Genomic DNA, 12,098 nt, shown 5'->3' on the forward strand with positions numbered 1-12,098 from the left:
TGTGAAACACAAAATACGCCTATGTTTCAGAGTTCGCGGCGATCCCTCTTCGAAAGCCGAAAGCGGCGAATTCGGGTGGATATAGAGGTGCGCTAATGGACGAAAATGTAACACGAGCTGGGCAGAAAGTCAGCAATGACGGGCAATGCCGGACGTCCGGCGATGATCATGCCGCCGCCCTTATCCCAGCCTCACCCCCTCCCGCACCAGCCAGTCCGCCGTATCCGCCAGCGACTTTTCAAACCTGAACAGCAGCGTTTCGATCTCTTCCTGATTGATGATCAGGGGCGGAGAAAAGCCGATGCTGTCGCCGATGGGGCGCAGGATGGCCCCGTGTTGGTGGCTGAAAGAGACGAGTTTGGCACCCACGGCCAGGGCTGGATCGAAGGGTCGCTTCGTGGCCTTGTCGGCCACCAGTTCCACGCCGCCGATCAGGCCGATGCCCCGCACCTCCCCCACCAGCGGGTGGTCGCGGAAGGCGCGCAGCCCCTGTTGCAGCCGCGGCGCCATGGCGCGGACATGGCCGATTATGTCCCGCTCTTCATAAATCTTGAGGGTTTCCAGGGCCACGGCACAGCTGACCGGGTGGCCGGAATAGGTGTAGCCATGGCCGAAGGTCCCGATCTTGGCGCTTTCGGCCACGCAGGCCTGGTAGATGGCGTCCGACACCAGCACGGCGGACAGGGGCAGATAGGCCGAGGTCAGCGCCTTGGCCGAGGTCAGGATATCCGGCTTCATGCCATAGGTCTGGCTGCCCCACATGTTGCCGGTGCGGCCATAACCACAGATCACCTCATCCGCGACCAGCAGCACGTCATACTTTTTGAGGACGGCCTGGATTTTCTCAAAATATGTGGCGGGCGGCAGGATGACGCCGCCGGCCCCCATGACGGGTTCGGCGAAGAAGGCGGCCACCGTGTCGGGTCCTTCGCGCAGGATCAGCGCCTCCAGATTGTCGGCCAGCCGGGTGGCGAAATCCGTCTCGCTCTCCCCCTCCTGCCCGAAACGGTAGTAATGCGGGCAGTCGGTATGCAGGATGCCCTGGATCGGCAGGTCGAAATCGCGGTGGCAGTTCGGCAGGCCCGTCAGGCTGGCCGCCGCAACGGTGACGCCGTGATAGGCCTTCTGTCGCGCGATGATCTTCTTTTTCTGGGGCCGGCCCAGGGCGTTGTTATAGTACCAGACCAGCTTTACCGCCGTGTCATTGGCCTCTGACCCGGAGCAGGCGAAGAACACCTTGCTCATCGGCACAGGAGCCAGGGCAATCAGCCGTTCGGCAAGATCAATCGCCGGTTCATGCGATTTATGAGCGAAGGCATGGTAGAAGGGCAGGGTGCGCATCTGGCGGATGGCGGCGTCGACAAGGCGCGGTTCGTCAAAGCCCAGGCTGGTGCACCAGAGGCCGGCCACGCCCTCGATATATTCCTTGCCCGCCTCATCCGTAACGGTCACGCCCTTGCCCGACGCGATCACCAGCGGCCCCGTCGTTTCATGGGCCTTCAGGTTGGTATAGGGGTGCAGGTGATAGGCGATGTCACGGCTGCCGGCGGAATTTCCCAGATGCGTCATGATGGTGGCGTCCTGTTGCGGGTTGCCACCATGGTGAAGCGGGCGGGTGCCCGATGGCAACCCCTTACCCTATCCGCCGTGCCGCGCTGGGTGGGGCGTCATGCAGGCGGCCCCAGGCGCGGCGCAGCTGTCGGGTGGAGCCAAAGCCTGCCCGTTCGGCCACCGCCTCCATATCCAGGCGCGAATTCTCGATCATGCGGCGGGCCAGGCCGACACGCAGCCGGTTCACATAATCCGGCACCGTCATGCCGGCATGTTCGCGGAACAGGCGGGACAGGTGTCGGGGGCTGGCATGGGCGATGTCGGCCAGGGTGGCCAGCGACCATTCCCGCGCCGGATCGGCGGAAATGGCATCCTGAACCCGGTGGATGGCGGGATGTAGATGGTTGCGCCCCTCCAGCCAGGGTGAAAGCTGCGGATCGGCCCCGGCGCGGCGCATATAGACGACCAGATAACGGGCGACCGCCGCCGCCACGCCGGGGCCGCAGCGCTGCCCGATGAAATGCAGGGCCAGATCAATGCCTGCGGTGATGCCGGCACTGCTCCAGCAATTGCCATCCTCCACGAACAGCCGGTTTTCCATGACGCGGCAACTGGGTGCCGCCTGCCGCAGCTCCTCATACGAACTATGATGTGTGGTGCAGGCCCGGCCCTCCATCAGACCGGCGCGGGCGGCAAGCACGGCACCTGAACAGATGCACAGGATCAGATGGCCGGGCCGCACCATACGGCGCAACCAATCGACGATCACCTGTTCCTGCACATTATCGGCCCGTACATCCTGTCCCGGCAGCGGATCGATATTGCCCGATAGCATGATGATGGCGTCGTCGGGCAACCGGTCGGGCAGGGGCGCGATGTGGGAGAGGACGAGGCCAACCGAACTGGACATTTCCGGGTCGGGACCGACGAAGTTCAACTCGAACCGCAGCCGGTCCTGCTCCACCCCGGCGCGGCGCAGTACCTCTGTCGGGCCGGCCACGTCCAGCAGCATGGCGCGCGGCGGCAGCACGACATGAACGGGAATGATCTGCCGGTTCTGGTTCGCCCCCTCGTTCATGGTCAGGCCGCCTCCCGTTTCCCGGTATCATCCAAAGCGCGGGCCAGCGCCTGTTCCACGCTGGTGATGGTCGCGAAACGACCCGCCAGCACCAGTTCGGTGCGTGCCCGGATGTCATCGGCGGACCATGTGCGGCCCTTGGTGTCGGTCATGGCGAAGGTCAGGGTGGCCTCCGTCACGTAATCGACCTCGTACCCCAGGTCGGATGCGTGGCGCGTCGTCGTCTCACAGCATTGTTCGGTACGGATGCCGCAGATGATGACCCGGCGCACGCCCTTTGCCACCAGCCAGACATCCAGCCCGCTGCCCACCAGGGCGCTGTGGCGCGGCTTTTCGAACACCGCGTCGGGGGTGATCCGCACCGGCGCCAGCAACTTCACATGGCCGGACGCCTTGGAAAACGGGCCATCGGGATCGACGTGGAAAATCTGGGCGATGGGGATGCCGGCGGCCCTGGCACCATCGATCAGGGACTGCACACGGTCAAAGAAGGGGGCTGCCTCCGCTTCCTGCCAGTAGGGGCGCTGACGGAAGCTTTCCTGTACATCGATGACCAGCAGGGCAGTATCACGGGCGGACATTTCATGCTCCGGTTCCGGGTTGCGATGACCGGCACAATACGTGGCTGTCAGTGTAGCCGAAAGGCACGCGCCGGACCAGGAACGGACGGAAAAGGACAAGGCATGTCCGGCAATGGATGCGGGGCGCGAGGGCCAGAGCGGCGGCGATGCATCGAATTATACGCAATTTCTTCCTGAACCACCGTAAATGCGTGGAAAGCGTTGAATCGGCTTGGTATCATTCCGGTTCGACAGCGATGCCGGAATCCCTTGGGTGTGCCCGGGGGGCTTGGGGCCGGATGCTGGCCGGGGTCAGGGGTGGTACAGTATGACGTCGATGGAGACCGATGGCGGCGGTTCGACCGAAGCCGATTTGCCGCGCAAGAAACTGAGCGGCAAGAAAATCGTGCTGTTCATTGTTCTGCCCATCCTTCTGATCGTGGCGGGTGCGGCGGGCGCATACTTCATGGGCGCTCTTGACGGGCTTTTGGGCAAGAAGCCTCCGGCCGAGGGCGAGGAGCATGTGGAGGAAGAGCATAAGGAGCCCGAACTGCCCGAATATAAGGGGCCGCCGATTTTCAAGGACATGCCCGACATGCTGGTCAACCTGAATACGGGTGAGCGGCGGGCGACGCTTTTGAAGCTGGGCATCACGCTGGAGATCGGGCACCCGCAGGAGGTGCCGGCCATCGATCAGGCCATGCCCCGCATCACGGACGCGTTCCAGGTTTACCTGCGCGAATTGAAGGTCGATGACCTGCGCGGGTCGGCGGGCATGTATCGCCTGCGGGAGGAATTGCTGATGCGGGTGAATGCCGCGGCGGCACCGGTGAAGGTGAAGGACGTGTTGATCAAGGAATTCCTGGTCCAGCAATGATGCGAGAGGATGCGTGATGGCCGGGCCCGAGGAGCTTAGTGAAGAAGAACGCATGGCGGCCGAATGGGCCGCCATGGCGGATGAAGGGGCTGGCGACGCCTTTGGCGACATGGGCGGCGGCGGTGGCGGCGGTGCCACGCGCGTTCTGAACCAGGACGAAATCGACAGCCTGCTGGGCTTCGACAAGGACGGGGCCGGCGACGGCGACAATACCGGCGTTATGGCGCTGGTGAACTCGGCGCTGGTTAATTACGAACGTCTGCCGATGCTGGAGGTGGTGTTTGACCGCCTCGTCCGCATGATGTCGACATCGTTGCGTAACTTCACCTCCGACAACGTCGAAGTCTCGCTGGATCAGATCAGCTCGGTCCGGTTCGGTGATTACCTGAACTCCATCCCGCTGCCCGCCATGCTGGCCGTGTTCAAGGCGGAGGAATGGGACAATTACGGCCTGATGGTCATCGATTCGGCGCTGATCTACTCCATCGTGGACGTGCTGCTGGGTGGCCGCCGTGGTACGGCGGCCATGCGTATCGAAGGCCGCCCCTATACGACCATCGAACGCAACCTCGTGGAACGTATGGTGCATGTGGTCCTGTCGGACCTGTCGGCGGCGTTCGATCCGCTGTCGCCCGTGACCTTCCGCTTCGACCGTCTGGAAACAAATCCGCGTTTTGCCACCATAGCGCGCCAGGCCAATGCCGCCGTGCTGGTCAAGCTGCGCATCGACATGGAAGACCGTGGCGGGCGCCTGGAACTGCTGATCCCCTACGCCACCCTGGAACCTGTGCGCGAACTGCTGTTGCAGATGTTCATGGGTGAAAAGTTCGGTCGCGACAGTATCTGGGAAACCCACCTGGCGTCGGAGCTGTGGCAGACGGATGTGCATCTGTCGGCGGTGTTGGACGAGATTGTCCTGCCGCTGAACGAGGTCCTTTCCTGGCGCGTGGGCAGCCGTGTTCTGCTGAATGTCGCGCCGGATGAAACGATTGAGCTTCGGTGCGGCGACGTGCCGATGTTCCTGGGCCGCATGGGCCGCAAGGGCGGCAATATCGCGGTGCGTATCGACAAGGAAGCCCCCAAGCCGGAGTCGCAGCCATGATCGCCTCCATCCTGTCCCTGTTGCTGGACGTGGCCATTGTCGGCCTGCTGGTGGCCACCATCATTTACGCCCTGCGCCTGAACAAGCAGCTGTCGGCGGTCAAGGAAAGCCGCGCGGAGCTGGAGGAACTGGTCAAGGGCTTCGCCGAGGCCACGGCCCAGGCCGACAGTTCCGTGAAGGGCATGCGCAGGGCAGCGCATGAGTCTGGCGAAACCCTTTCCAACCTGATCAACCGCGCCCAGACCCTGAAAGAGGAGATGGAGTTGATCGTGCAGGCCGCCGATGGGTTGGCCAACCGGCTGGAAGCCGCGTCGGGCAAGGCGCGTGCCGCCGTGATGCCGGGCCAGGGCGGGGGTGCCCCCCTGACCGCATCACCCGCCGCCCCGCGCCCGGCTGCCGCCCCATCGCCGCGCCCCGCACCCGCAGCAGCACCGCCGCCCCAGCAGCAGGCTGCGGCCCCGACCCCCGGTGGCGCTGAGCCCCGGTCGCGGGCGGAGAAGGAATTGTTGCAGGCGCTGGAGAATCTGCGGCAATGACCGACGCTCCCACGCCAGCCGCCGGGGCCGCCCCCGGCCCCGCCAAACCGGCGGCCAAACAAGCCGTGAAGGCCGGTGCCAAGCCCGCTGCGAAACCCGGCGCGCGCCCCGCCGCACGGGGCAAGCCGGCACCCAAGCCGCCCAAGGCGCGCCGCGCCCTGATGCGGCCCGGTCTGCTGCCGGCCACGATCTTTGTTGCGACGCTGGTTCTGGGCTTCAAGGTTGGGGATATCTGGCTGACGGTAACGACGGGCAAGGGCCTGTCGCTGATCCCCACTTCGATTGCAGAAGAGGCAGCACCACAGGGTTTGCCGGAAACCAAGCAGGCCAATGCCGTCGCTGTGGCACCCGCCAAGCCCGCTGTCGCCCCCGCAGGGGGGCCGGCAGCACCGGTTCAAGTGGCGGAGGCGGAGCAGCAGCAGGCCCAGACCCCGCCCGCCGCCGGGGGGGAACATGCGCAGCCGGCAGCGGCGGGTGATCATGCCCAGAAGACCCCCGCCACAGCGCCCGCCGCCGATCCCAACAGCCCGGCCCCGTCCGGCGCGCCCGGCCAGGGCTTCACCCCCACCGAGGTTGAAATCCTGCAACGGCTGCAGGAACGGCGGGAGCAACTGGATAGCCGTGGACGGGAACTGGATCAGCGCGAGGCGATGCTGACCGCCGCCGAGACGCGATTCGACCAGAAAATCACCGAGCTTCAGAACCTGAAGAAGGAAATCCAGGGTCTTCTGACCCAGGCCAACGCCGAACAGCAGGCGCAGCTGGACAGTCTTGTGAAGATTTACGAGACGATGAAGCCCGCCGACGCCGCCAAGATTTTCAACAATCTGGAAAACGACGTGCTGTTGAACGTGATCAGCCGCATGAAGGAAGCCAAGGTTGCCCCTGTATTCGCCGCCATGGACGAGAAACGGGCGCAAGAGGTCACCATCCTTCTGGCTGCACGGAAGAGGCTGCCAACAGTGCCCGAATGATTGTATGAAGGCCCCCAGGGGAGCCCATCCCCCGTCTGACCCCGGCCCTTGCCGGCCCCGAAGTACTCGCGCTTTGAAGGTGTCCTGATGTTCCGCACCGCCACCGCCGCCGATCCCGTGCTCCAGGAACGGCTGGATAATGCCCGCGCTGAGGCGCGGCAGCCGCTGTCGCGCGAAGAAGTGGCGACCATCGTCGCATCCGTCCTGTCCTCCATGGGCGGCGACATGGGCCAGCATGACCTGCATCTCTATGCAGAACTGGAGGGGCTGGCCCGGTTCATCAATAACGCCAAGAAGGAAATCGCCAGCATTCAGCCGGCGGACATCCATTCAGAGCATATTCCGCTGGCTACCGACGAGTTGGACGCCGTTGTCGGCGCCACGGAAGATGCCACGAACCGCATCATGGATGCCTGTGACCAGATGATGGCCCTGGCCGGTGACGTGCCGGCGGAAGTGTCCAACAAGCTTATGGACATCACCACCGGCATCTATGAGGCCTGCAACTTCCAGGACATTACCGGCCAGCGCATCACCAAGGTGGTCCGCGCCCTGAAACATATCGAACAGAAGGTGGAAGTCCTGCTGGTCGCCCTGGGTGAGGAAGTGCAGCGCCGCCATCCCACCATGGAGAAAGCCGCCCCCGAGGCGCCGTCTGATGCCAAGCTGCTGAACGGTCCGTCGATGCCGGGCGCCGGCATCGACCAGGCCTTCATCGACAGCCTGTTTGATTGAGGTTGAATGCCCGAGACGCACACATCCGGCAGCACCGAACCTGATATGGCGGTTCCCCTGCGGTTCGGCGCGTCCGGTGACCGTGGCGAGGGCGGGGAAGGGGCGACGCTTCTTTATCTCGGCGTCTTCATCCTGCTGCTGGCCTTTTTCATCCTGTTGAACAGCATCTCTCATTTTCATGACGAGAAGGTGGGCGCCGTCATCCGTAGCGTGGATGACGCCTTTTCCACCCAGGCGCTGCTGACAGGCTCCCCCGGCGACCGGCAGCAGGCCCGGCGCGAGGCGGCGCGTGCCGTCCAGGATCTGGGCGATCTGATCCGCGCCGAACTGCCGCTGGCCAAGGTGGAGGCGGGAACCGAGACGGGTACCCTGCACGTCACCATGCCGGCCTCCAACCTGTTTGCGGGCGATGGTCTGGCGATCCGGCCCAGCCAGCAGGGAATGATGGACCGCATCGCCCGCGCGCTGGAGAACCGGCCGCGCGGCGTCTCGGTACGGGCGGAGTTTCTGTTCGCCACGAAGGGTGTGGAGGATACGGCGCCGCTGGTGGCGCGTGCCGGTGCCCTGGCCCGTGCCGTATCGGCGCTGGGTGCCAATCCGGCCTGGCTGTCGGTCGGGCTGGAAAAGGGGGCGGAGGCGGGGCAACTGCGCCTGCTGTTCCGCGTGCATGAGGAGGGTGCCTGATGCGCCCGCAGGCCCATTTCTCCCCCTTCAGCTTCGCAAAGCCGGATACGCCGGCGGGCAAAGCCTGGCTGGTCACCTTCACCGACCTGATCTGCCTGCTGCTGACCTTTTTCGTCATGCTCTATGCCATGTCCGATCCCGATCCTGCCCGTTACAAGGCGCTGGCGGCGGGTGTGCCGGGGGCGAAACCCGTCCAAGTGGGCGAAGAACGGCCCGAAGCCGCCTTTTCCGCCGCCAGCCTGGACCGGGGCAAGGCCATTGACCTTGGTTATCTGGGCCGGGTGTTCGAAAGCCAGATGGCGCGCAACCCGGAACTGGCCGATGTGCGTATCAACCGTATCGACGGCACCTTGATCCTGTCGCTGCCGTCCGACCTGCTGTTCTCTCCCGGTGACGCCACCCTGTCGGAGGGGGGCAAGAAGGCCCTGTTCGTGATGGGTGGCGTGGCGGCCAATATCGGCAATGCTGTGGATGTCGTGGGCCATGCCGATGCCTCACCCACGGGCCGCCGTTGGCCCAGCAATTGGGAATTGTCGCTGGCCCGTGCGCAGGCGGTGGCGCATGCCCTGCGGGAGGCGGGATATTTGCGGGACATCACCGTGCGTGGCCATGGCGATGGTCAATCGGGGGGCGAGGTGAAGACCGATGCGCGCCGCGTCGACCTGGTGGTGCGTGAACATGGGGTGACGCCATGAGGGCGGCCCGCATCCTGGCCGGGACCCTGGCCCTGTCGGTGGCCGCCACCGCGTTGCTGCCGGCCCCCGTCCGTGCACAGCAGCCACCGGCCCCTGCCGCCGCCAGCAGCAATACGGCACCGCGTGTGCCGGTGCGCAGCGGCGTGCATCCCGATTACAGCCGTCTGGTCTTCGACTGGCCGCGCGAGGTTCCCTATACCGTTGAACAGAACGGGGCAGGGGTCAGCATCCGCTTTCCCGTCGCGGCACAGGTCGATCTGGCCGGTGTTCTGCGCGCCCGGCCCTCGCGCATCAACGGCCTGACCCAGGCGGCGGCGGACGGGTCAGTGACGGTGCGGTTCGATATTCCCGCCGGGGCCGGCATCAAGCATAGCCGGGCCGGCGCCCGCATTATCGTCGATGTGCTGGACAAGCCGCCGCCCGGCAGCACCCCCGCCCCCGCCAGTCCGCCACCACCCCCGGCAGCGCAGCAGCAGCAGGCAGCGGCGGCGCCCACCCCGGCGCCAGCAACGCCCGCCCAGACGGCCACCGCACAGGCGACACCCCGTCCCGCCGATCCCCGCGCACCGCGTGAGGGGGCACCGCTTTATCAGTTACGTGGCAATGCCGCACCCAATGGCGCCGCCACCGCATCCGGTGCCCCGACCCCGCTGACCGTCAGCCCGCCACCACCGCCTGCGGCGACCAATCCGGCCCCTGCCGCCGCTGCGCCTGCGCCGACGCCGGCCCCAGCCGTGACAGCCACGGCGGCACCCACGGCGGTTGCGCCGCCACCGCCCCCCGCATCGACGGCAGCAGCGCCGCCTCCGGCGGCCACGCCTGCTGCCAGCACGTCAGACGCGCCGGCAGGGGAGATTGCCATTGCGCCCGTGACCCTGCCCTTTGATCCCAAGGCGGCGCGGGCGGCAGCGATTTTCGAACGGGCCGGCTATCTCTATATTCTGTTCGATGATACGGTGCCGCCCGAGACGGCGCCGCCGGTGCCTGCCGGTCTGCAATCGGTCATCGAACCGGTGGCCGTTCAGGGCGGGGCCGGCTTCCGCCTGTCCATGCCGGCTCTGATGCAGGCATCCGTCGGGCGTGACGGCACCGTCTGGCAGGTGACCCTGGCACCGGCCACGGGCGTCAAGGCCACCAACAGTTCCATCATACCCCGACCGGACCCGGATTTCGCGCTGGGGCCCCGGCTGGTTGTGCCGGCGGCAGAGGCGGAAAAGGTCATCGCCTTCAAGGACCCTGTGGTGGGCGACACCCTGTCCGTGGTGCCGCTGCCGCTGCCGGGCCAGCATGTGGACGCGCCGCTGCGTTATACCGAGGTGCAGTTCCTGCCCACCCTGCAGGGCCTTGTCATGCGCCCCCTGGATGACCGGCTGGCGGTACAGCCAGTGCGTGAGGGGGTGGAGGTGACGGTGCCGGGCGGCCTGCGTCTGTCGCCGCCAGCAGATGTCCAGGTTGCCATTCCGCCGCCCCCGCCACCCGTGGAGCAGGATAAGCTATTCGATTTCAAGCGCTGGGGCCAGGTGGCGGCGCGCGATTACAACAAGACGCGGCAGGCGAAATGGGACCGTCTGACGGCCCTGCCGGATGCGGAAAAGACGCGTGGCCGCCTGGATATCGCCCGCTTCTATCTGGCCAATGGCATGGGGTATGAGGCGCTGGGCATGCTGAGCCGCGTGCAATCCTTGCAGCCCGATGTGGACCGCCGGCCTGAATTCCTGGCCGTGCGCGGTATTGGCCGGGTGTTGACCGGTGATTTTGCGGGCGGCATGGCCGACCTGTCGAACCGGCAGCTGGCCAATGAACCCGACGCGGCCCTGTGGCGGGCGGCGGCTCTGGCGGGGCAGGGCGATTATGCCGGGGCGCATGCCGCCTTCCAGGCCTCCAAGGACCTGCTGGACCGCTATCCGGAACCTTTCTACACCGGTCTGGCCCTTTCTGCCGCCGATGCATCCTTGCGCGCCGGACAGCCGGAAGCGGCGGCCCTGATCATGGACCGTGTCGCCAAGCGTGGCGGCGAAAGCGGCGACCAGGCACCCGCGGTACAGTATTTCCGCGGTGCCGTGTTCCGCGCCCTGGGCGACAATGACAAGGCCCTGTCCTATTTCAAGCAGGCGCAGGGCGGGCGTGACCGGCTTTATTCCATGCGGGCCAAGCGCGACTATATCGACACGGCCCTTGCCGCCGGCAAGATGCCGCCCAAGGAGGCGGCCAAGAAGATGGAGGAGATGCGCTTTGCCTGGCGTGGCGATGCGCTGGAACTGTCCAACCTGCGCCGTATAGGGGAGGTGCATGCCATTGCCGGCAACTATCCCCAGGCCTTCGACAGCATGCGCCACACCATCTCCGCCTTCCCGGACACGCCGGAGGCCAAGGAGATTGCGGCGGACATGACCCGGACCTTCACGGACCTGTTCGCCACGGACGGGGCTGCGAAGATGTCGCCGCTGGAGGCGATGGGGCTTTATGAGCAATACCGCGAGCTGACGCCCCCCGGCCCCGATGGTGACCGCATCATCCGCAAGCTGGCCGAACGGCTGGTCGAGATCGACCTTCTGGACCGTGCCGGCCAACTGCTGGACCATCAGGTGCAGTATCGGTTGCAGGGCCTGGAAAAGGCGCAGGTCGGCACGCGGCTGGCCGGCATCCGTCTCCTGGATGGCACGCCGGAACTGGCGGTGGCGGCACTGGACAAGAGCGAGGTGCCGGAGATCACGCCGGAGCTGGCGGAGGAACGCAAGCTGCTGCGCGCCCGTGCCCTGTCGCAGATCAACAAGGGCACGGAGGCGGTTCAGCTGCTGGCCGCCGACCAGTCGCACAATGCCAATCTGCTGCGTATCGACATCGCCATGCGCGACAAGCAGTGGAAGGCGGCTGCCCAGGCCCTGGCCGATGTCATCGGCCCGCCGCCCGCCGCCGGTGCCACCCTGGACCCGCAAGTCTCCAGCCTTGTCGTCAACCGGGCCACGGCCCTGTCGCTGGCCGGCGACAATGCCGGGCTGGACGCTCTCCGCCGTGATTTCGGGCCGGCCATGGAAAAGTCGAAGGACGCGACCTTCTTCCGCCTGCTGACCAGGCCGGAGGAATCGGCGGGTCTGGCCGATGCCAATACCATCCGCCAGCGCATCACCGAAATCGACCTGTTCCGCAGCTTCCTTGACAATTATCGCACCGTGCGCCAGGAAGCCGCCACCCCGCCGCCAGCGGCGGCCCCGGCCACACCACCGGCGACGCCGCCATCGTAAACCCATGGACATTGCTTCTGCCGCCGCCCATCTGAAATAGTGGGGCCATAGCGGGATCGGCTGA

The 12,098-nt window shown here is 65.9% G+C and carries 11 protein-coding genes; 8 read left to right on the forward strand and 3 right to left on the reverse strand.

Features of this window, described 5'->3' with window-relative positions:
- Positions 1-180 precede the first annotated feature (180 nt).
- The 3 genes from ACT6Q8_RS08190 to ACT6Q8_RS08200 form a co-directional block, all read right to left on the reverse strand.
- Positions 181-1,569, reverse strand: coding sequence for an aspartate aminotransferase family protein (locus tag ACT6Q8_RS08190; RefSeq protein ID WP_444733155.1), 1,389 nt, complete (start codon positions 1,567-1,569; stop codon positions 181-183).
- A gap of 64 nt (positions 1,570-1,633) precedes the next feature.
- The gene (locus tag ACT6Q8_RS08195) at positions 1,634-2,629 is read right to left on the reverse strand and encodes a GlxA family transcriptional regulator (protein ID WP_054169585.1); all 996 of its coding nucleotides are present in this window, start codon (positions 2,627-2,629) and stop codon (positions 1,634-1,636) included.
- A gap of 2 nt (positions 2,630-2,631) precedes the next feature.
- The gene (locus ACT6Q8_RS08200) at positions 2,632-3,210 is read right to left on the reverse strand and encodes an isochorismatase family protein (RefSeq protein ID WP_444733156.1); all 579 of its coding nucleotides are present in this window, start codon (positions 3,208-3,210) and stop codon (positions 2,632-2,634) included.
- Positions 3,211-3,517: 307 nt separating this feature from the next.
- Between ACT6Q8_RS08200 and ACT6Q8_RS08205 the strand changes: the two genes are divergently transcribed.
- From ACT6Q8_RS08205 to ACT6Q8_RS08240, 8 genes are all read left to right on the forward strand, one after another.
- Complete coding sequence (locus ACT6Q8_RS08205; protein ID WP_054169583.1) at positions 3,518-4,066, forward strand: flagellar basal body-associated FliL family protein; 549 nt, start codon at positions 3,518-3,520, stop codon at positions 4,064-4,066.
- 16 nt (positions 4,067-4,082) lie between these two features.
- Complete coding sequence (gene fliM / locus ACT6Q8_RS08210; protein WP_054169582.1) at positions 4,083-5,168, forward strand: flagellar motor switch protein FliM; 1,086 nt, start codon at positions 4,083-4,085, stop codon at positions 5,166-5,168.
- On the forward strand, positions 5,165-5,704 hold the full coding sequence (locus ACT6Q8_RS08215; RefSeq protein WP_054169581.1) for a DUF6468 domain-containing protein: 540 nt from the start codon (positions 5,165-5,167) through the stop codon (positions 5,702-5,704). The genes fliM and ACT6Q8_RS08215 overlap by 4 nt, the downstream gene beginning before the upstream one ends.
- Positions 5,701-6,678, forward strand: a complete 978-nt coding sequence (locus ACT6Q8_RS08220) for a MotE family protein (RefSeq protein WP_444733157.1) — start codon at positions 5,701-5,703, stop codon at positions 6,676-6,678. Before ACT6Q8_RS08215 ends, ACT6Q8_RS08220 begins: the two co-directional genes overlap by 4 nt.
- Positions 6,679-6,765: 87 nt before the next feature.
- Entirely contained in the window at positions 6,766-7,413 is a 648-nt protein-coding gene (locus ACT6Q8_RS08225; protein ID WP_054169579.1) for a protein phosphatase CheZ, read from the forward strand.
- A gap of 6 nt (positions 7,414-7,419) precedes the next feature.
- On the forward strand, positions 7,420-8,097 hold the full coding sequence (locus tag ACT6Q8_RS08230; protein WP_444733158.1) for a hypothetical protein: 678 nt from the start codon (positions 7,420-7,422) through the stop codon (positions 8,095-8,097).
- Positions 8,097-8,792, forward strand: coding sequence for an OmpA/MotB family protein (locus ACT6Q8_RS08235; RefSeq protein ID WP_444733159.1), 696 nt, complete (start codon positions 8,097-8,099; stop codon positions 8,790-8,792). The genes ACT6Q8_RS08230 and ACT6Q8_RS08235 overlap by 1 nt, the downstream gene beginning before the upstream one ends.
- The gene (locus ACT6Q8_RS08240; RefSeq protein WP_444733160.1) at positions 8,789-12,034 is read left to right on the forward strand and encodes a tetratricopeptide repeat protein; all 3,246 of its coding nucleotides are present in this window, start codon (positions 8,789-8,791) and stop codon (positions 12,032-12,034) included. Before ACT6Q8_RS08235 ends, ACT6Q8_RS08240 begins: the two co-directional genes overlap by 4 nt.
- Positions 12,035-12,098 lie beyond the last annotated feature (64 nt).

Source organism: Niveispirillum sp. (assembly GCF_052437035.1).
GTDB lineage: Bacteria > Pseudomonadota > Alphaproteobacteria > Azospirillales > Azospirillaceae > Niveispirillum.